This is a genomic window from Jiangella mangrovi, from assembly GCF_014204975.1.
Classification (GTDB): Bacteria; Actinomycetota; Actinomycetes; order Jiangellales; family Jiangellaceae; genus Jiangella; species Jiangella mangrovi.
On sequence record NZ_JACHMM010000001.1, the window covers coordinates 5,593,470 to 5,613,193 of the forward strand.

General features: G+C 72.4%; 20 protein-coding genes. 4 read left to right on the forward strand and 16 right to left on the reverse strand.

Annotation, left to right across the window (positions count from 1 at the left end):
* Window positions 1-22: 22 nt before the first annotated feature.
* From HD601_RS25930 to HD601_RS25970, 9 genes are read right to left on the reverse strand one after another with little or no spacing between them, the layout of a single operon-like run.
* Complete coding sequence (locus HD601_RS25930; protein WP_184826848.1) at window positions 23-1,363, reverse strand: ADP-ribosylglycohydrolase family protein; 1,341 nt, start codon at window positions 1,361-1,363, stop codon at window positions 23-25.
* A complete protein-coding gene (locus HD601_RS25935) occupies window positions 1,363-2,508 on the reverse strand; it encodes an ADP-ribosylglycohydrolase family protein (protein WP_184826850.1) in 1,146 nt (381 codons plus the stop codon). The genes HD601_RS25930 and HD601_RS25935 overlap by 1 nt, the downstream gene beginning before the upstream one ends.
* Complete coding sequence (locus HD601_RS25940) at window positions 2,505-3,551, reverse strand: ADP-ribosylglycohydrolase family protein (protein WP_184826852.1); 1,047 nt, start codon at window positions 3,549-3,551, stop codon at window positions 2,505-2,507. The genes HD601_RS25935 and HD601_RS25940 overlap by 4 nt, the downstream gene beginning before the upstream one ends.
* Window positions 3,548-3,799 (reverse strand): hypothetical protein, encoded by a 252-nt coding sequence (locus HD601_RS25945; protein WP_184826854.1) that lies wholly within the window; start codon window positions 3,797-3,799, stop codon window positions 3,548-3,550. The genes HD601_RS25940 and HD601_RS25945 overlap by 4 nt, the downstream gene beginning before the upstream one ends.
* The gene (locus HD601_RS25950; RefSeq protein WP_184826856.1) at window positions 3,796-4,752 is read right to left on the reverse strand and encodes an ADP-ribosylglycohydrolase family protein; all 957 of its coding nucleotides are present in this window, start codon (window positions 4,750-4,752) and stop codon (window positions 3,796-3,798) included. The genes HD601_RS25945 and HD601_RS25950 overlap by 4 nt, the downstream gene beginning before the upstream one ends.
* Window positions 4,752-6,056, reverse strand: coding sequence for an ABC transporter substrate-binding protein (locus tag HD601_RS25955; protein ID WP_184826858.1), 1,305 nt, complete (start codon window positions 6,054-6,056; stop codon window positions 4,752-4,754). The genes HD601_RS25950 and HD601_RS25955 overlap by 1 nt, the downstream gene beginning before the upstream one ends.
* 28 nt (window positions 6,057-6,084) lie before the next feature.
* Window positions 6,085-6,921 carry a carbohydrate ABC transporter permease gene (locus tag HD601_RS25960; RefSeq protein WP_184826860.1) on the reverse strand — a complete coding sequence of 279 codons (837 nt, stop codon included), beginning with the start codon at window positions 6,919-6,921 and terminating at the stop codon, window positions 6,085-6,087.
* Entirely contained in the window at window positions 6,918-7,880 is a 963-nt protein-coding gene (locus HD601_RS25965) for a carbohydrate ABC transporter permease (protein WP_184826861.1), read from the reverse strand. Before HD601_RS25965 ends, HD601_RS25960 begins: the two co-directional genes overlap by 4 nt.
* On the reverse strand, window positions 7,877-8,881 hold the full coding sequence (locus HD601_RS25970; protein ID WP_184826863.1) for a LacI family DNA-binding transcriptional regulator: 1,005 nt from the start codon (window positions 8,879-8,881) through the stop codon (window positions 7,877-7,879). The genes HD601_RS25965 and HD601_RS25970 overlap by 4 nt, the downstream gene beginning before the upstream one ends.
* 292 nt (window positions 8,882-9,173) lie before the next feature.
* Here HD601_RS25970 and HD601_RS25975 point away from each other — a divergent pair, with 292 nt between their 5' ends.
* Window positions 9,174-11,288, forward strand: a complete 2,115-nt coding sequence (locus HD601_RS25975) for an alpha/beta hydrolase-fold protein (RefSeq protein WP_184826865.1) — start codon at window positions 9,174-9,176, stop codon at window positions 11,286-11,288.
* A 7-nt stretch (window positions 11,289-11,295) separates the two neighbouring features.
* Here HD601_RS25975 and HD601_RS25980 read toward each other — a convergent pair whose 3' ends face one another.
* Both HD601_RS25980 and HD601_RS25985 read right to left on the reverse strand, forming a co-directional pair.
* Window positions 11,296-12,228: a tetratricopeptide repeat protein gene (locus HD601_RS25980; RefSeq protein ID WP_184826867.1), complete on the reverse strand. Its 933-nt coding sequence runs from the start codon at window positions 12,226-12,228 to the stop codon at window positions 11,296-11,298.
* Window positions 12,229-12,274: 46 nt separating this feature from the next.
* Complete coding sequence (locus HD601_RS25985; protein WP_184826869.1) at window positions 12,275-12,454, reverse strand: hypothetical protein; 180 nt, start codon at window positions 12,452-12,454, stop codon at window positions 12,275-12,277.
* Window positions 12,455-12,755: 301 nt separating this feature from the next.
* Between HD601_RS25985 and HD601_RS25990 the strand changes: the two genes are divergently transcribed.
* Window positions 12,756-13,689 (forward strand): IS5 family transposase gene (locus HD601_RS25990; RefSeq protein ID WP_425503369.1). Its coding sequence is split into 2 segments (ribosomal slippage): window positions 12,756-13,138 and window positions 13,137-13,689, totalling 936 coding nucleotides; the frame shifts between segments, so codons are not numbered across the junction.
* Window positions 13,690-13,891: 202 nt separating this feature from the next.
* Here the strand turns inward: HD601_RS25990 and icmA are convergent.
* Window positions 13,892-15,625 carry a coenzyme B12-dependent isobutyryl-CoA mutase large subunit gene (gene icmA / locus HD601_RS25995; protein ID WP_184830186.1) on the reverse strand — a complete coding sequence of 578 codons (1,734 nt, stop codon included), beginning with the start codon at window positions 15,623-15,625 and terminating at the stop codon, window positions 13,892-13,894.
* Between the two features lie 87 nt (window positions 15,626-15,712).
* Here icmA and HD601_RS26000 point away from each other — a divergent pair, with 87 nt between their 5' ends.
* Window positions 15,713-16,168 (forward strand): Rrf2 family transcriptional regulator, encoded by a 456-nt coding sequence (locus HD601_RS26000; RefSeq protein ID WP_184826871.1) that lies wholly within the window; start codon window positions 15,713-15,715, stop codon window positions 16,166-16,168.
* 435 nt (window positions 16,169-16,603) lie between these two features.
* Here HD601_RS26000 and HD601_RS26005 read toward each other — a convergent pair whose 3' ends face one another.
* Entirely contained in the window at window positions 16,604-17,599 is a 996-nt protein-coding gene (locus tag HD601_RS26005) for a hypothetical protein (protein ID WP_184826873.1), read from the reverse strand.
* 104 nt (window positions 17,600-17,703) lie between these two features.
* Here HD601_RS26005 and HD601_RS26010 point away from each other — a divergent pair, with 104 nt between their 5' ends.
* Window positions 17,704-18,294, forward strand: coding sequence for a TetR/AcrR family transcriptional regulator (locus tag HD601_RS26010; RefSeq protein WP_184826875.1), 591 nt, complete (start codon window positions 17,704-17,706; stop codon window positions 18,292-18,294).
* Window positions 18,295-18,300: 6 nt separating this feature from the next.
* Here the strand turns inward: HD601_RS26010 and HD601_RS26015 are convergent, their stop codons facing one another.
* The 3 genes from HD601_RS26015 to HD601_RS26025 are packed head-to-tail and all read right to left on the reverse strand — an operon-like array spanning window position 18,301 to window position 19,677.
* The gene (locus HD601_RS26015; RefSeq protein WP_184826877.1) at window positions 18,301-18,807 is read right to left on the reverse strand and encodes a MarR family winged helix-turn-helix transcriptional regulator; all 507 of its coding nucleotides are present in this window, start codon (window positions 18,805-18,807) and stop codon (window positions 18,301-18,303) included.
* 11 nt (window positions 18,808-18,818) lie between these two features.
* Window positions 18,819-19,517: a PH domain-containing protein gene (locus HD601_RS26020; protein ID WP_184826880.1), complete on the reverse strand. Its 699-nt coding sequence runs from the start codon at window positions 19,515-19,517 to the stop codon at window positions 18,819-18,821.
* A 7-nt stretch (window positions 19,518-19,524) separates the two neighbouring features.
* On the reverse strand, window positions 19,525-19,677 hold the full coding sequence (locus HD601_RS26025; RefSeq protein WP_169790522.1) for a hypothetical protein: 153 nt from the start codon (window positions 19,675-19,677) through the stop codon (window positions 19,525-19,527).
* Between the last annotated feature and the right edge of the window lie 47 nt (window positions 19,678-19,724).

Genomic DNA, 19,724 nt, shown 5'->3' on the forward strand with positions numbered 1-19,724 from the left:
TTCGCGCTGCCCAGGACCGCGATCACGACGCGCTCACCGCCACGGTCCGGCGGGCCAGCTCGTCGAAGCCGATGCCGTCGAACCCGGCCAGCGTCGTCGTGATCCGGTTGCGCAGCGGCGCGATCCAGCGCCGCGGCAGGGCGTCGGCGCCGGTCAGGGCACCGGCGATCGAGCCGACGGTGGCGCCGTTGGAGTCGGTGTCCCAGCCGCCGCTGACGACGGCCGTGATGGAGCGTTCGTAGTCGCCGGCGCCGTGCACCAGCGCCGCCACCACGAGCGCGACGTTGTTGAGCACGTGCACCCAGTGCAGGTGCCCGTAGCGCGCCTCGATCGCGTCGACGACGGCCTCCCAGTCACCGTCGTGCTGAGCGGGAAGAGCGCGCGCGAACCGCACTGCCTCGGCGTAGCGCGACGACGGCGGCACGACCGACAGCCCTGCGTCCAGCACCTCGTCGACGGAGGTAGCGACCAGCGACGACGCGCAGGCCGCGGCCACGAACAGCTCGCCGTACACGCCGTTGCGGGTGTGGCTGAGGACGGCGTCGCGCCAGGCGAGCTCGGCCGCGCCGGCGGGGTCGCCGGGCCGGGCCCAGCCGAACACGTCGCCGCGGATCTGCGCGCCGATCCAGTCGCGGAACGGGTTGCGCACCGTCGCCGTCGCCGGCGGCAGGTGGCCGAGCAGCAGGTTGCGGTAGGCGACCCGCTCGGCGGTGAACACCCGCCCGGCCGGCAGCGACGCCAGCCAGCTCTCCGCGACGTCTGCTGTGGTGAAGGCCGCGCCCCGGGTCTCCAGCAGCGCGAGGTTGAGCATCGGGAAGTTGAGGTCGTCGTCCTCGGGCATGCCGTCGATGTTCTCGGCCAGGCTGGTCAGCGCGCTACGCCGGTTCCACGGCCAGCGGGCGGCGACGTCGTCGGGCAGGCCCCGCGCCGTGAACCAGTCGGTCAGCGGCCAGCGGCCGGTCGCCTCGAGGATCTCGCGGATCCCCGCCCGCGACACCTTCTCGACCGGCTTGCCGAGCAGGCAGCCCGCGGCCCGGCCCAGCCAGGCGCCGTGAACGCGGTCGAACTCCGCGGGGACCGACGGCTTCCCCGTCGTCCAGGCCGTTCGCAGCGAGGCGAGATCCGTCGGCTCAGACGCGTCGTACGGCGACGGCCGCGCGTCGACCTCGTCCAGCAGCTCCGCCGCCAGCGCCCGCAGTTCCTCCGTCGCCGGGACGTCCGACGCCCCCGTCCGCACCGGCGCGTCGTCGCCGCCGGCCGCGACCCAGCGCGAGCGCAGGTCGGCGACGTCGACGCCGTCCTCGACGGCCTGCGCGAACGCGTGCCCGACCAGGTCCTCCGGCTGCACCCAGGTCAGCCGCATCAGGCCAGCCCGCCGAACGCGTGGTCGACGGCCTCGCGCCGGGCCGCGTCGGCCGCGCGCACCCGCGCCGTCACCGCGGCCAGCCGCTCCCCCGGACCGACGAGGTCGACCCGGCTGGCCGAAGCGACCGCCGTCACCAGCTCGGCGGGGACGGCGGCCGCGCCGCCGAGCGCGCCCGCGATCGCCCCGGCCATCGACGCGATCGAGTCGGAGTCGCGGCCGTAGTTGACGCCGCCGATGACGGCGTCGCGCCAGTCGCCGCGCGCGATCGCCAGCAGCCCCAGCGCGACCGGCAGCTCCTCGATGGTGTGCACGCGGCTCGGCCGCCGGGCGCCCAGACCCTGGTCGCGGTAGTCCTCGCCGACGGTGTCGTACGGCGCGATCGCGGCCCGCAGCTTCCCGGACTCGACCGCCTCGGTCCAGTGCCCGATGGAGGCCGCAGTGTCGAGCACGGCCTCGATGCCGACCCGCGTCCCGTCCTTCGCCAGCCGCACGGCCGCGGCCAGCACGTCGTCCACCGTCGCACCGGGCGCCGCCGCGGCGGCCACGCAGGCGGCCATGACACCGGCGGCCTCGCGGCCGTAGGACGCCTGGTGCGCCCCAGCGACGTCGACGGCCTCGGCGTACGCGGCGTCCGGGTCGGCGGCGTTGACGATGCCGACCGGCGCGATGTACATGGCGGCGCCGCAGTTCACCGCGTTGCCGACGCCGGCCTCACGCGGGTCGGCGTGCCCCCAGTGCAGCCGCAGGGCCATGAACTTCTCGGCCAGGAACACCCGCTGCAACGGCAGCGCCTCGGCCTCGAGCTCGGGGATCCAGACCTTGCGGCCGATCATCAGCGGGACCAGCCGCTCGGCGACGTCGTACGCCGTCAGGTGCGCCTCGGCCTGCTCGTACACGTCGACGACGAGGTGCGTCATCAAGGTGTCGTCGGTGACGTGGCCGTCGCCCTTGTGGTACGGCGCGATGGGCCGCGCGGTGCGCCAGTCCTCGTGGTACGGCGGGACGATGCCCTCGACCCAGCCGCCCCAGCGGTCCCGGATCTGCCGCGGCGACCAGCCCTCCGTCGCACCACCGAGCGCGTCGCCGACGGCGGCTCCCGTCAGGCACCCGACCGCGGTATCGATGAGTGCGTCGCTACTCAATGGATCGTCCTTTCCTTGATGGAGCCTGCCAGCTCGACCAGGTCGAGGCCGGCCAGATCGGGTGAGCAGCAGCCGGCGAGTCGCCGGCACCGCTCGACCCAGGTCGTGGGGAGCGCGCTCAGCCCGTGCACCGCTCCGGTCAGTGCGCCGGTCAGCGCGGGTGCGCTGTCGGCCAAGGTGGGCAGGCAGGCGGCCGCGGTGACGGCGGCGATCGGCCGCTCCCCGCCCCGCTCGGCGGCGTGCGCCAGCGCGACGGCGACGGCGACCGTCTGGGCCGCGGCGACGCCGTAGCTGTAGACGTGGTCGACGATGTCGTCGAGGACGGCGACGGCGTCGGCCGCGGTCTCCGCCTCCAAGGTCAGTGCGAGTGCCCGCGACACCGTCGTCGCGAGTAGCCCGTCCGCCGGCACGTCGTCAGCAGCGGCCGCCGCCCAGGCGTCGGCGAGCGGCTCACCGCGGACCAGTCGGGCGATCGTCCCGGCGACCGCCCGCGCGGCCGCGAGCCCGTCGCCGTCGTTCGTGACCTCGGCGTCCCAGCCGGCCGCTCGGGCCGCCTGGGCGGGGTCGGCCGCGACGAGGCCGATCGCGACCGCCCGGACCGCCGCGGCGTCGTCGAAGTGGTGCGGGTTGTCGTGCCCGGTGACCGGCGGCTCGACGTCGCGGCGCAGCGCGTCGGCCGCGGTGGCGACGCTGATGCGCCCGCGCGGCAGCGTCCCGTCCACGACGGCGGACCGCCACCAGGCGTGCACGCCGGTGCGGGTCAGCGGGCCGTCACCGTCGCCGAGCCGGCGCAGCGTCCAGGCCGCCCACTCGGCGTCGTCGCCGGGGCCCAGCCGCAGCGGCGCCGTCGGCTGGTTGAGCGCGAACGGCACCGGCAGCGTCGTCACCTGCTCGGTCTCGGCGAACGCGTCCAGCTCGCGGTACAGGCGGCGGGTCCACGGCGGCAGCAGCAGCGAGCGGTGCCGCGCCGCGGGCCAGCCCGCGGCGTCGCCGATGGCCAGCCCGAGCAGCGCTCCGGCGATGCGGTCGTTCCGGTCGCTCACGAGCCCGCCTTCCGCCGGACTACCGCGGCTTCCGTTCCGAGCCGCACCGCCGCGCGGGCCCGGCCCGCCTTTCCGGCGCTGTCGGTGCCCACCCCGAGTCGCGGCGCCACCACGACGACGACCGCTCCCATATTGATCATGGAGAAAGTCGGCCCCCGATCGCGGTTCGACCCGACCTTCTCCATGATCAACTCGGTGCCGGTGCCGCGGCGGCGGGCAGCTCCCGGCCAGTCCTGCCGTTCCCTCATGACACGTCCTCCAGGTGGTCGGCCAGCCGGTCGGCGAGGTCGAGCGGGCGCAGCCCGGCCACCACCTCGCCCAGGCAGCGGCCGGTCACCGGCCCGATCTGCGACCGCCACTCCGCCGGCACCGCGTCCAGGCCGCCGTAAGCCCCCGCCAGCGCGCCGGCAATGGCCGCCGTCGTGTCGGCGTCGCGGCCCATGGAAACTGCGCCCGTCACCGCGGCGGCAAACCCACCGGACGCGGCCAGGAAAGCGCCGAACGCCAGCGCCACCGCCTCGGGCGCGAGATCCGTCCACGGATACGACCGGACCACGACGGCGTCGAGCAGCGCGGGCACGTCCCCGGCATGATCCATCCCCGCACGCAGCGACCGCGCCGTCCACGAGTCCTCGGGGACGGCGTCCAGCGCGGCCGCCGCCACCTCGCCCGCCGACGCGGGACCGGTCATCGCGACGGCGACAGCCGCAGCCACCGCGACCCCGGCGTACACACCCTCGCCGGAGTGGCTGACGGCGCCGTCGACGGCGGCCAGTCGACCGGCCAGCGCCGGGTCGCCGGCCGCGTACACCCCGTGCACCGCGGACCGCATGGCCAGGCCGTCGCTCCACGAGTGCAGGTGCCGGCCGCTGGCCGGTGGCCGCAGCCCCGCCCGCAGGTTCTCGATGGTGCCCAGCTCGCTGAACCCCGCGCCAGGGAACCCGCCGTCACGGCCGGCCAGGTGCGTGACCCACGCGTCGGCGACGTCCTCGCTGGTCAGCGCGGCCCCGTGCTCGAGCAGCAGCAGCGCGCTGAACGCCGCGTACTCGGTGTCGTCCGTACCCGACGGCCGGTCGGTGAGGAACCCCGTCACCGGGCCCCACCGTGCGTGGATCTCCTCGGCCGTCAGGTTCTCCGCGGGGGCGCCCATGGCGTCGCCGATGGCGAGCCCGACCAGGCACCCCCTCGCGCGGTCCCTCATCAGCGCTGGTAGCGCTCGAGGACCGCGTTGCCCTCGTCGACCAGCTTGGCGCCGAGGTCCTCCAGCGAGATCTGGTCACTGAAGTACTCCTGGAACGCCGGGTTGGCGATCCGCGACTTCCATTCCTCGAACCCCTTGACCTGCTGGAACGGCGCCATCTCCAGGTTCTCGGCGGTCGCGGTCGCCACGTCCCAGCCGGTGGCGGGGTCGTTGAGCTCCGGGCTCTGGGCGGCCTCCTGGCTGGTCGGCAGCAGCCAGTCGCCGGCGGCGAGCTGGACCTGGTTCTCGGCGTTGAGGAAGTACTCGATGAACTGCACGGCCTCCTCCGGGTGCTCGGTCTCGGCCGAGACGGAGAGGGTCTGGCTGACGGCGCCCTGCGCGCTGCTCTCGCCCTCGAGCGCCGGCAGCGTCACCCAGTCGAACCCGTCGGGCGCCTGCTCGATGATCTGCTGCCGCAGCCAGATCGCGCCGGGCAGCATCGCGTACTGGCCGGCGAAGAAGCCGGGCAGCGCGTCGGCCGACGACATGCCGATGCCGTCGGGCGAGGCGGAGTTGTCGGTGTAGAGCATCTCGTGGATGCGCCGCGGCACCTCCTGGTCGGCCTCGTCGAAGACCGCCTGCACCTCGCCGGTCAGGTCGGTGAAGTAGTCGCCGCCGAAGTTGCGGGCCAGGTTGAGGATGCGGTTGGCCGGCGCGTTCAGCGGGACGACGGCGCCGAACTGGCCGTCCGTGGTGAGCTGCGCGGAGACGTCGGCGAACTCGTCCCAGGTCCACGGGTCGTCGACGGTCGGCAGCGTGACGCCGGCCGCCTCGAGCAGCTTGCGGTTGGCGAACACGACCTGCGACTCCTGCAGGAACGGGACACCGTAGACCGCCTCGTCGAACGTCGCGGTGTCCCAGGCGCCCGCGCGGATGTCGTCGCGGATCTCGTCGGACAGGTACTCCGCGAGGTCGAGGACGTTGCCGCGGTCGCCGAAGTCCTGGAGCACGGTGGACTCGTAGTGGAACACGTCCGGCGCGGTGCCGCCCTCGAACGACGTCATCAGCTGGTCGTGCACGTTGTTCCAGTCGCCCTGGATCAGCTCGACCTGGATGTCCGGGTTGGCCTCGTTCCAGGCCGCGACGATGGCCTCGTTGGCCTCGACGCTCGCGGTCTGCCAGGCCAGCGTCTGGAAGCTCAGCTCGACGGGCTCGCCGCCGCTGCCGCCGTCGTCGCCGGAGCCGGTCTCGTCGTCACCTCCGCCGCAGGCCGCGAGCACCAGGCCCGTGACGGCCGCGAGGGCGACGAATCGAATCGAACGCATGGGGTGTCCTCCTCTTCGAGGTCCTGGGTCAGGACTTGACGGCTCCGCCGAGCAGCCCGCCGGTGAGCCGGCGCTGCATGAAGGCGAAGAAGATCAGGCTGGGAATGGTGGCGACGAGCGACGCCGCCGCCAGCGGGCCGAGCCGGGCCACGCCCTCGGCGCCGATGAACTTCACCAGCGTCAGCGAGAGCGTCTGCAGCTCGGGGTCGCGGATCAGCACGAGTGCGAACAGGAACTCGTTCCAGGCCGAGACGAAGGCGAAGAGCCCGGCCGCGACGACGCCGGGCGCCAGCAGCGGCGCGATGACGCTCGCCAGCGTGCGCACCTTCGACGCGCCGTCCATGGACGCGGCCTCTTCGAGCTCGATCGGGATCGTCTCGACGTAGCTGCGCAGCATCCAGAGCGCGAACGGCATGCTCCAGACGACGTAGACGGCGATCAGCCCGATGTAGGTGTCGTACAGGCCGAGGTCGCGCAGCAGCAGGAACAGCGGGATGATCACCAGGATGAACGGGAAGATCTGGCTGAGCAGCACCCACACCAGCGTCATCCGGCTCAGCACCGACCGGTAGCGCGCCATGACGTAGGCGGCCGGGATCGACAGCACCACCGTCACCAGGCACGACACCCCGGCGACCAGCAGGGTGTTGAGGATCGACCGGACGATCGGCTGCTCGTCGAACGCGGCCCGGAAGTTGTCGAACGTGATGTTATTCGGGATCCAGGTCGGCTCGATCAGCGCGATCTCCTGCGGCGTCTTCAGCGCCGTCGAGATCAGCCAGAACAGCGGGAACGCCAGGAAGACCAGGTAGCCGGCCAGGGCGAGGTACTTCAGCGTCGTCGCGACGGGCGTCGAGCGGTTCATCGGGCGTTCGCCTCCCTGACCCGCTGGCGCAGATAGAAGACGACGAACACCGCGATCACCACGACCATCGCGTTGCCCAGCGCCGCCGCATAGCCGTAGTTGCCGTAGCGGAACGCCTCCTCGTAGGCGAACAGCAGCGGCAGCCGCGTCTCGCCGCCCGGCCCGCCCTGGGTCAGGACGTAGACCAGGCTGAAGGAGTTGAAGTTCCAGATGAAGTCGAGCGTCGTCATCGCGACGACGACGGGCTTGATGGCCGGCCAGGTGACGTTGCGGAAGCGCTGCCAGACGCTCGCGCCGTCCATGGCCGCGGCCTCGTGCAGCTCCTTCGGCACGCTCTGCAGTCCGGCCAGCAGCACCACCGTCGTCTGCGGCATGCCGGCCCAGACGCCGACCAGGATGACCGCCGGCAGCGCCAGCGAGAACGACGACAGCCAGTCGACGTTCTCGTCGATGATGCGCAGGTCCAGAAGGACGTCGTTGAGGATGCCGGCGTTCGGGTGGTAGACCAGCCGCCACATGATGCCGATGACCACGGGCGGCATCGCCCACGGCACCAGCGCCAGCGTGCGGGCCAGCCAGCGCAGCCGCAGCTTCTGGTTGAGCAGCAGCGCGAGCCCGAGGCTGGCGAAGAACTGCAGGATCGTCACCGCGAAGGCCCAGATGAGCCCGATGCGGAAGGACTCCCAGAAGTAGGAGTCGTCGAGCAGGTTCCGGTAGTTCTCCAGGCCGGTGAAGCTGGTCTGCGCGTTCGCGCCGGCCTGGGCGTCGGTGAAGCCGAGGTAGATGCCGCGCAGCAGCGGGTAGACGCTGAAGACGACGACCGGGATCAGCGCCGGGACGGCGAGGATCAGGCCGTCGCGGTCCAGGCCGAGGAAGCTCCGCCGGGTGTTCTTGGCGCGACGGGGCTGCGCTGCGGTGTCCGCGGGGTCGGGCCGCTGATCGGTGGCGGTGGCGCTCATCGGCTGCTCTCCCGGACGGTCAGCGACGGCGGGACGGTGACCCGCTCCGGCGGCGCGTCGTCGCCGTCGAGCCGGCGCAGCAGCAGCTCGGCGGCGAGGCGGCCGCGGTCGGCCGAGCCGAGCGACACGCTGGACAGCGCCGGGAAGCTGGTGGCGGCGAGCGGGGTGTCGTCCATGCCGACCACGCGGACGTCGCCGGGGACGTCGCGGCCGAGCTCGCGCAGCGCGTGCAGGACGCCCATGGCGATGAGGTCGTTGGCGCCCAGCACGGCGTCGACGTCGGGGTGCTCGGTCAGCAGCTCGAGCGCCGTCCGGCGGCCGGCCTCGAACTGGAAGTCGGTGAACCGGACGAGCGCGTCGTCGCCGTGAAGGCCGGCCGCTTCCAGGCCCGCCCGGAAGCCGTCGTAGCGGGCCCGGCCGGGGACGGTGTCGAGCGGGCCGTCGATGAACGCGATGCGCCGGGCGCCGGCCTCGGCCAGGTGCTCGACCGCCAGCCGCGCGCCGACCCGGGAGTCGGCCCGGACGTTGTCGACGGGGACGTCGTCGGGCAGCAGGCCGATGACGACGACGGGGACCGCGGCCCGCCGCAGCGCCTCGACGTGACGGTCGGTGACCCGCAGCGGGCAGAGGATGAGGCCGTCGACGTAGTTCTGGCTGAGGCTGGCCAGCACGCCCAGCTCGTCCTCGACGTCGGCGCCGGTGGAGTGCAGCAGCAGCCGATAGCCCTCGTCGCGCAGCGTCGGCTGGATGCGGCGCACCATCTCGAGGTAGGCGGCGTTGCCGATGTCCTCCATGGCGAACGCGACCTGCCCGGTGTGCTGCGTCTTCAGCGACTGCGCGACGACGCTCGGCACGTAGCCGACCTGCTGCACAGCCGCGTTGACCCGGGCGAGCATGTCGGCGTTGGACGTGTTGCCGTTGAGGGCGCGCGACACTGAGGAGATCGAGACCCCGGCGACCCTGGCGACCTCGTGGATCGTCGGCCGGCGACGCTGCGTCATCGTGTCGCACCTCCTTGGACGGCTGACCTGGAATCGTTTCCGACCTGTCCTGCGCGGCGAGGCGGGAAACGTTTCCGGGATGTGTCAGCCATCGAACCGCGCCCGACGGGTTCGCGTCAAGTCGGCGTGACGAACCCGTGACCCGGCGCCGTCCGACCCGGGTCTTGACGGTTCGGTCACGGGCGTGCTGGAGTTGCGCCGACTTCCCTGTTCGACGACGGCGGCAGCATGCGGGCCGACTCGGAAACGTTTCCACCAACCCCATGACTCGCACGGCGCAAAGGAGCGACGCATGTCGGCACGGACCCGGGCGACCGCGCTGGCGGCCGCATCGTTGCTGCTCGCGGCGGCACACGTCGCCATTTCCGACGAGCCCGCGGCGGATCGGTCTGCCACCGCCGCGGAACCCGCACGTGGCACCGTCGTCACCGGAACCGCCCCGGCCGGAGCCGCCGGCGCCCCCGTCGACTACGCCGCCTACCTGCCGGCCGGCTACGACGCGGGCGACGACGAGTACGCGACGCTCTACCTGCTGCACGGCCGCGGCGACACCATGGCCGCCTGGCAGCAGGTGAGCACGGACCTCGACGAGCTCATCGCCGACGGCGCCGTCCCGCCGCTCGTCGTGGTCATGCCGGACGCGCCGTGGAGCGAGCGCGGCAACTGGTACGTCGACTCCCGGCACACCGGCGGGGCCGCCGTCGAGACCGCGCTGACGCAGGACCTCGTCGCGCACGTCGACGCCACCTACCGCACCGTCGACGACCGCGACGCGCGCGCCGTCGGCGGTTACTCGATGGGCGGCTACGGCGCACTGCGCTACGCGCTCGCCCGCCAGGACCTGTTCGCCGCCGGCCTGGTGCTGTCACCGGCGGTCTACGTGCCGCTGCCGCCGTCGGACTCGTCGGCGCGCGAGTTCGGCGCGTTCGGCGTCGGCGACGCGCTGTTCGACGATGCCGTCTACACGTCGCTCAACTATCCGGCGCTGCTGGCCGACGCCGACCCGGAACTGCCGACGCACCTGTTCGTGGCGGTCGGCGACGACGAGTGGGCGAACCCCGCCCCCGAGGACGCCCAGCACGACATCGACTTCGAGTCGGCCCGGCTCTACAACGCCGCGCGGCGGGTCGACGGCGTCACGGCCGAGCTGCGGATCATGGACGGCGGGCACGACTGGGACGTCTGGCGCGCCGGCTTCCGCGAAGGGCTGGCCGACCTCGCCGGCCATCTGCGCACCTCCGACCCGCTGCCCCTGCCGGGATCGGTCGTGGGCACGGCCGCTGACGATCGCGCCGGCGGCATCGCCGTCACCCCGGACGGGCAGACGGTCACCGCCGTCAACGAGGGCGCCGACGCGGTGCTCAGCTCTGACGGCGGGTGGACGCTGCGGCTCGCCACGCCGGCGGCCGACCGCGTCTACGGCGTCCACGCGGCGGCCGGCAGCGGCGTGCTCACCGCCGGGTACACCCGAGGTGACCTGGACGGACGGCACCCGGACAACAGCCGCGACGACGCTTTCGCCGCCGAGGTCTCGGCCGCAGGCGCCGTCGAGTGGGTGACGCAGTTCGGCGACCCGGCAGCGGCCGACCGCGCCTACGCGAGCGTCCCGGCGGCCGATGGCGGGCTCTACGTCGCCGGGTACACCAGCGGCAGCGTCGGCGGCACTGCGAACGCCGGCGACAAGGACGCGCTGCTGGCCCGGTTCTCCGCCGACGGCGCGCTGCTGTGGACCCGGCAGCTCGGCGGCCCGGGCGAGGACAAGGCGCTCGCCGTCACCGTCGGCGCGGACCGGCGGGTGTACGTCGCCGGCGTGACCTCACAGGCCATGCCGGGCGCGACGGCGAACGGCGGCCTGGACGCGTGGGTGGCCCGGTTCTCGGCCGACGGGAAGCAGGACTGGCTGAGCCAGTTCGGCACCACGGAGTCCGACCAGTTCACCGCGCTGGCACCGCTGCCGACGCAGGGCGTGGTCGCCGTCGGGCACACCGGCGGCCTGCTGGGCGCGGCGAGCGCGGGCGGCAACGACCAGCTGGCCGTCGCGGTGACGTCGTCGGGCCGGGCCCGCTGGATCACCCAGGACGGCACCGACGGCGACGACCGGGCCGCCGCCGTGCACGTCGACGCGGCCGGGGCGATCACCGTCGCCGGGCACACCGACGGCCGCGTGGGCGTGGCCGCCGGCGGCGTGGACGTCGTCGTGAGCACGCTCGGCAGCCGCGGCCAGGTGCGCACGCGCGCGCAGTACGGCACGCCGGAACGCGACGGCGCCGACGAGTGGGACGAGTCGAACCTCTACCTCGGCGGCGACGGCGGCAGCGGCCTGCTGGTCACGGGGCTGACCTTCGGCGGCGGCCGCGGGCTCGGCGACGTGTTCGCCGGCCCGCTCGAGCTGCCGCCGTCGTCCTAGCGTCGGCTCAGAACAGCGCGCTGGCGAGCGCCGACCGCGCCTTCACGACCCGCGGGTCGGTGCCGCCGACGATGTCGAACAGCTCGACCACGCGCGCCCGCAGCCGCTCGCGGTCGTCGCCGAAGACGCGCCGGATGGTGCCGATGAGCCGGTCGAACGCCTGGTCGACCCGGCCCGACACCACCTCGATGTCGGCCGCCAGCAGCTGCGCGTCGACGTCGGCGGGGTCGGCGTCGGCGGCCGCGATGGCGGCACCGGCGTCGGCGCCCGCAGTGCGGCGCAGCAGCTCGACCTGGGCCAGCCCGGCCTTCGCCTCGGCGTCGGCCGGCGACTCGGCGAGCACCGTCCGGTAGGCCTCGGCCGCCTTGTCGAAGTCGCCGGCGTTGATGGCGTCATAGGCGGCCTCGAACCGCGGGTCGATGGGCTCGTCCTCGACCTCGCCGTCGGCCTCCACCTCGCCGCCCGCCCCCGGGACGGGGTCGGCCCGGCCGGCGACGCCGTTGGCGACCGCCATCTGCAGCAGCTGCTCGATGACCTGCTGCGCCTGCGCCTCGGGAATGGCACCCTGGAACAGCGGCACCAGCTGCCCGCGCAGCACCGCGACGACCGTCGGGATGCTCTGCACCTGCGCGGCCTGCGCGATGGCCTGGTTGGCGTCGACGTCGATCTTCGCGAGCAGGAACCGGCCCTCGTACTGGGCGGCCAGGCGCTCGAGAATGGGCGACAGTGTCTTGCAGGGTTCACACCACGTGGCCCAGAAGTCGATGACCACGGGCACCGACATGGACCGGGTGAGCACCTCGGACTGGAACGTCTCCTCGGTGACGTCGATGACGAAGCCACCGCCTGCGGAACCCGGCGCGGACCGCTGCGGCTGGGCGCCCCCGTTCAGGGCGGACAGGTCGACGGCGCCGGGGCGGCTGAAACTCTGCGAGCTCATGGCCCTATCCTCCCCCGATCATGCGCGCCGCTGCCACACGGGTCGCTCAGTCCCAGTACGCACTGTTCCAATGCCGCGCGTCGACGGCGTGCGCTCGGGCCGGTTGGACCGATGATGCGGCTGTTGCCGGGTGGGCGGGATCGTCGCGGCGGGCCCGCCGTCGTAACAGGAACCCGTGCGCGAGCAGGACGGCGATCATGGCCGCGAGCAGCATCGGAACGAGCATCCGGCCTCCCCGGACGGCGGAGCGCTGGTGCCCGCATGGTGACAGATCGGTGGCGGGCAGTCCAGCGGTGCCCGCGGTTCCGCCCGGGTCCGAGATGATCACGTTCACCACCCAAACCCCTGCCACACCAGGCCTGCAGACCTCGTGATGCTCGGGTGATCCTGGTGGGCGGCCCGGGAAACGCCCGGAAATCCCACATCGCGGACTACCGCCGGGCCAGGGCCCGACTTCACTACGCAGAGCCGACTTCACTAGGGTGTGTCTCCCATATCTGTGATGAGTCGCGCTGCATGATCGCAGTGTGAGTTCGTCTCGGTTTGAGTCGTTGACCGATGCTCAGTGGGAGCAGATCGAGCCGTTGCTGCCGTCGAACGCGGGGCGGCGGGGCCACCCGTTCTGGGATAACCGGCGGGTGGTGGAGGGGATCGTCTACCGGTACCGGACCGGGATCCCGTGGCGGGACCTGCCCCGAGAGCCATTCGGGCCGTGGAAGACGGTCTGGAAGCGGCACCGCCGATACGCCGAGGATGGGACCTGGGACAAGGTGCTGGCCGGGCTGCTTGCCCAGGCGGACGCCGCTGGTCAGATCGATTGGACGGTGTCGGTGGACGCCACGATCAACCGTGCCCACCAGCACGCCACGAACACCACGCGCCCGGAGCGGGACACGGGGGGCGCGGGCGAATCACACGAGTCAGCCTGACGGGTTCGTTCCTAGCCCGATCGGCGGGGAACGTGAACCTGCAGGTCACGGTATCGGCAAGTCGCGTGGCGGACTGACCAGCAAGATCCACTTTGCGGTGGATGGACACGGCCGCCCGCTGGCCGCGGTCATCACCGGCGGGCAGCGCAACGATGGCGTGATGCTTACCGAGGTGCTGGCCGACATCCGCGTCCCTCGCCTGGGGCCGGGCCGGGCCCGCACCACCCCGGACGCGGTGATCGCCGACCGCGCCTACACCTCCGGCGTCAACCGCCAGATGCTCGCAGCCCGGCACATCAAGGCCGTGATCCCGCAGAAGAAGAACGAGATCGCCGCCCGCAAACGCAAGGGCTCGGCCGGCGGGCGACCTCCGGCCCTGGACGAGCAGACCTACAAGCAGCGCAACGTCGTCGAACGCTCCTTCGCTCTGATCAAGCAATGGCGAGGACTGGCCACCCGCTACGACAAGCTCGCGATCACCTACCGCGCCGCCGTCGTGCTGTCCGCCTGCATCACATGGGCGCGCATATAGGAGACACGCTCTAGCCAGAACCGTCTTCTGCGCCCCAGCCGGAGCTCAGAAGACGGTTTTCGGTAGTGAAGTCGGCCGGCGCTAGTGAAGACGACCAGCCGCAGCCAGCAACGAGCCACCCACCCGTCGCCAGACTCCCCCCGTCCCCCTGATAGCTGCCGGGTTCTTGGCCAGCAGGGGGACGGGGGGACCCAGCGCAACCTCAGAAGCGGGCGGGCTCGGAGTACACGCCCCACTCGGCCCGCAGGGCGTCGCAGATCTCGCCGAGCGTGGCCTCGGCGCGGACGGCGTCGAGCATGGACGGGACGAGGTTCTCCGACGTCCGCGCCACCGCGACCATCGCAGCCAGCGCGGAACGAACAGCCGCGTCGTCACGTGCGGCACGACGACGAGCCAGCACCGAGCGTTGCTCGTCCTCGACCTCGTGCGACACCCGGAGGATGTCGAGCTCGCCGGTGACGCTGCCGGTGTGGACGTTGACGCCGACGACGCGCTTGTCGCCCTTCTCGACCCGCTGCTGGTGCTGGAACGCCGATTCTGCGATCTCACCGGTGAACCAGCCGTTGTCGATGCCGTGCAGGATGCCGGCGGTCATCGGCCCGTAGGTCTGCTGCCAGCGCACGTCGTCGGCGCCCATGGAGCGGATGCGGGAGAAGATCTCCTCTGCCTCGGCCTCGAGCCGGTCGGTGAGCGCCTCGACGTACCAGGAGCCGCCGAGGGGGTCGGCGACGTTGGTGACGCCGGTCTCTTCCATGAGCACCTGCTGGGTGCGCAGCGCGATCTCGGCGGCGGACTCCGTCGGCAGCGCCAGGACCTCGTCCAAGGCGTTGGTGTGCAGCGAGTTCGTCCCGCCCAGCACGGCGGCGAGCGCCTCGACCGCCGTCCGGACCACGTTGTTGTAGGGCTGCTGGCCGGTGAGCGAGACGCCGGCGGTCTGGGTGTGGAACCGCAGCCACTGCGCCTTCTCGGTACGAGCCCCGTACACGTCGCGCATCCAGCGGGCCCAGATACGGCGCGCGGCGCGGAACTTGGCGATCTCTTCGAAGAAGTCGACATGGGCGTCGAAGAAGAACGAGAGCCCGGGCGCGAACACGTCGACATCCAACCCCCGCGACAGGCCGAGCTCGACGTAGCCGAACCCGTCGGCGAGCGTGAACGCGAGCTCCTGCGCCGCCGTCGAGCCGGCCTCGCGGATGTGGTAGCCCGACACCGACAGCGGCTTGTAGTCCGGCACCGACGACGCGCAGTACTCCATGACGTCGCCGATGAGGCGCAGGTGCGGCTCGGGCTCGAACAGCCACTCCTTCTGCGCGATGTACTCCTTGAAGATGTCGGTCTGCAGCGTCCCGTTGAGATCGCCGACGGCGACACCCTGCCGTTCCGCGGCGACGACGTACATGCAGAAGATCGGGACGGCCGGGCCGCTGATGGTCATGGACGTGGTGACGTCGCCGAGCGGGATGCCGTCGAACAGCACGTCCATGTCGGCCGCGGAGTCGATGGCGACGCCGCAGTGGCCCACCTCGCCGAGGCTGCGCGCGTCGTCGGAGTCGCGGCCCATGAGCGTCGGCATGTCGAACGCCACCGACAGCCCGCCGCCGCCGGAGCGCAGGATCATCTGGTAGCGCTCGTTGGTCTGCTTCGCGTTGCCGAACCCGGCGAACTGGCGGATGGTCCACGCCCGGCCGCGGTAGCCGGTGGAGTAGAGCCCGCGGGTGAACGGGTACTCGCCCGGCCAGCCGATGCGCTCGAACCTGGGGTCGTCGGCACCCTCGGGCGGCCCGTAGACGGGGTCGACCTCGGTGCCGGACAGCGTGGTGAAGTCGGCGTCGCGCACCTTGCCGGCGGCGACCGCGGCGTCGAGACGTTCCCGCCAGCGCCGGCGGCCGGCAGCAATTTCGTCAACCTCGGGCTTGCGCAATGCTCTGGCACGCATAGAACGGGCATCCATGATGGGGTCTCCATATTAGTTGGACGTCCTATTAACTGGCTCCATCGTACTCGCAATGGGATGATCGGGCTCGTGCACATCACAGCGCGCGCCGACTACGCCGTCCGGGCGGTGGTCCAGCTCGCCTCGCTGCAGCCGGCGTCGGCCACCCGGCAGCAGCTGGCCGACGCACAGGACATCCCCGGAAAGTTCCTCGAGACCATCCTCGGCGACCTCCGCCGCGCCGGCATCCTCGACGCCCAGCGCGGGGCCACCGGCGGCTATCGCCTCACCAAGCCCGCCAACGAGATCACCCTCGCCGACATCGTCCGCGCCACGGAAGGCCCGCTGGCCGCCGTGCGCGGCATGCCACCCGAGGACACCATCTACCCGGGGCCGGCGCAGCCGCTGACCCGGGTCTGGGTCGCGGTCCGGGCCAGCCTGCGCGAGGTTCTCGAGCACACGACGGTCGCCGACGTCATCGCCGACCACCTCCCCCAGCACGTCGACGAGCTGCAGAAACGCCCCGACTCCTGGGTCCGCCGCTAGGCCGAACCAGTTGATCATGTCCGCTCGCGGCGCCTCTATGCGGCATCGCTGCGCGAACGACGTGAGTCCGCTGTCGCCCCGGCAACAGCAACGCCACATCGATCTCGCATCAACCTCACAACGTCAGCCGCGGCGACCCGACCGAGACTCCTCGAGCCAAGCCGACCTCGATGACGGGAACGTCCTCGCGGCGGTCGCTCGCAGGAATCGTGGCGGCATCGCTGCGCGAACGACGTGAGTCCGCTGTCGCCCCGGCAACAGCAACGCCACATCGACGGCGCGAGCCGTCCTCGATGGCGGAAACCGTGCTCCCCCCTCCGCGAGGACGACTTTCGTCATCGAGGACGATCGCGACCATGGGCGTGACGGAGCGAGGTTGATCATGTCCGCTCGCGGCGCGTCAGCGCCCGCGAGCGGACATGATCATGGGGGTCGTCAGCGAGCAGGGGCCAGCGGTGCCGGCTCGACGGCGACGGCGTCACCTTCCGCGGGCTCGGGGGCCCCGCGCGACCCCAGGGCCGCCAGCAGCAGCCCCACCACGATCCACGCCCCCAGCACCAACAGCGGCTGCCCGGCGGCGGCGCCGTCGAAGTAGGAGGTCGACCGCAGCAGCGAGCCGCCCGCGCCCGGCGGCAGGTACTGGCCGAAGGCGCCCCAGCCCGACGGCAGCAGCTCCGGCGCCGAGGTGACCCCGGACAGCGGGTTGCCGACCAGCAGGAACAGCAACGCTCCCAGGCCGAGCCCGCGCTCGCCGAGCACCGCGTGCAGCCCCACGACCGTGACCGACACGGCGGCGATCGTCAGGGCGAAGGCGCCGGCGTTGGCGAGCCAGCTCCCGGCCAGCACCCCGAGCCAGGTCTGCACGACCAGCACGGCCACCGCCGCGCCACCCACGGCGGCCAGCCCGGCGCCCAGGACCCGGCGCCGCACCCCGGTCACCGTGAGCGCCATGGCGGCACCCACCGCCAGCCCGCCCATGACCATCGGCAGCGCGCCGGCGCTGAAGCCCGTCCCCCGCGGGTCGCCGGACGGCAGCGGCGCGACGTCCTCGACGACCGGGCCGGCGGCATCCCCCGAACCCGACGCCAGCTGTACCGCTACACCGTCCAGCAACTGTGCCACCACGGGTCCCGCCGCCGACGCCGTCAGCACCTCCGGAGCACCCGACGGCGACAGCACGATCGCGCCGTAGACGTCGCGGTCGGCGATGGCCGAGCGCGCTTCGTCGGCCGAGGCCACGCCGGACACGGAGAAGCCGCCCGGCACGGCCTGGTCGAGCCGCTCCGACACCGCGGAGACGGCCTCGGGCGGCCCCGCGACGGCGATCGGCACGTCGCGGGGCGCAATCTCGGAGCTCGGCCAGACGAACGCCGTGACCAGGACGCCGAGGACGACGGACAGGCCCAGCGCGATGCCGATGACCCTGCGCATGGTTCCCTCCAGAAACTAAAACGGACGATCGTTCTTCAATACCGCCATGCTCCACCCGGCCCGCCGTCGTGTCAAGAACGATCGTTCGTTTTATGATGTGATCCATGCCCCGTGTCTCCGAAGCACACCTCGCCGCCCGCCGGCAGCAGATCCTCGAGGCCGCCTGGCGCTGCTTCGCCCGGCAAGGCTTCCACGCCACGTCCATGCAGGACGTCTTCGCGGAGTCGGGGCTGTCGGCCGGGGCGGTCTACCGCTACTTCCCCAGCAAGGCCGATCTGGTCCGCACCACGGCCGAGGGCATCGCGGGCATCGCCGACGACGTGTTCCTCGAGATGCTCGCCACCGACCCCGTCCCGCCGCCGGCCGCGGCGCTGCGCCGCACGCTGGTCCACCTCACCGAGGTGACGTCGGGCGACGAGATCGACAGGACGAAGATCGCGCTGCACGTGTGGGCCGAGGCGGTCCGCGACACCGAGATCCGCGGCATCGTCACGACCATCGCCGACCGCCTGGTCGGCCGCTGGCGCCAGCTCGCCGAACGCTGGCTCGAGGCCGGCCACCTCCCGCCTGGCGCCGACCCGGATCACGTCGCGCGCACGATGTACGGCGTCATGGTCGGCCTGGTGATACAACGGCACCTGTTCGGCGTCACCACCGACGACTACGTCGACGGGTTCACCGCGCTCAGTCGGTGAAGTCGGTCAGTCGGTGAAGTCGCCGGCCGCTACCCGCAGCCCGCGCAGCAGGTCGAACACCTGCTTGCGGTCGTCGCCGCCGAGCGCGCGCAGCCCGAACTCCGCCTCCATGAGCTCGGTGGTGACGCGGCCGACGGCGTCGCGCCCGGACTGCGTGATGCGCGCGAGCGTGCCGCGGCCGTCGCGCGGGTTGGGCTCGCGGGTGACGAAGCCGGCGCCCTCGAGCCGCTGGATGGTGTTGGTGACGCTGGTGGGGTGCACCATGAGCCGCTCGCCGATCTTCGCCATGGGCAGCGCGCCGGTGCGGCTGAAGCTGAGCAGCACGAGCGCCTCGTAGCGGGCGAAGGTGAGGCCGTACGGGCGGCAGATGCGGTCGAACTCGCCGATGAGCAACTGCTGCACCCGCATGATCGACGTGGCCGCGGCCATGGCGTCGGACGGGCCGAACCGCTCCCGCCAGATCGACGCGGCGCGGTCGATCGGGTCGAAGTCCAGGTCCAGTGGCTCCGCCATAAGGATGGACCCTAGTAGACGCCCTGCCGCCGCCTGGCGGAGACCGGTCCCGGGTTGCGCGGATGGTCGGGCCGCCGCGGGTTCTTCTTCTTGGGCTCCTCGGCCGCGGGGGCGGACGCGCCGGTCGCCTCGCGGCGCAGGGCGTGGATGACCCGGGCGACGTCGTTGGGCCGCGGGATGAAGTGGATGTCGCGCACGCCCTGCTCCTGGGCGGCGTTCTCGAGGACGAGGTGGCCCGAGCGGAACGGCCGCAGCCACCACGGCCGCACGACGGTGATGTCGAGCAGCCGGACGATCTCCATCTCGGCCTCGTTGAGGGAGAACAGCCCCCACACGCGGAACACCCGGGAGTCGGTGACGACGAAGCGGTCGCGGGCCACGTACAGCGACTTGATCAGCGCCCAGCCCAGCAGGCCCGCGGCGGCGGCCAGCGGCAGCCACGCCGTCCGGGCCTCCATGAACGGCGCGACGATGAGCAGCAGGATGCCGCCCAGCGCGGCCAGTGCGGGCAGCGCGTACAGGATGGCGCTGTGCTTGCACTCGGCGACGATCTCTTCACCGGCGACGAGCTTGCGCTTGACCAGCCGGTGCCCGAACCACGAGGTGAAGTTGCGCCAGAACAGCCGGAGCAGCCCGTCCTCGGCGACGCGGTCGAGCCAGCGGACGAACCCGTCGGTGAGCCCGTCGACCGTCCTCTTGGGCGTCCACATGGCGGGACTAGAACAACTCGGTGAAGAACGTCATGACGCCGTCGAAGAAGTCGGCGATGCCGCCGCCGAGCTCACTGAGCAGGTCGGCCAGGCCTTCGGGCTCCGTCAGGACGAAGTACACCAGAAAGGCGATTCCCAGGATGATGAGCGCTTTCCTCACTGCATCATCCTTTCGCACCCGGGGCGCGCTGACGAGGTCCGCCACGC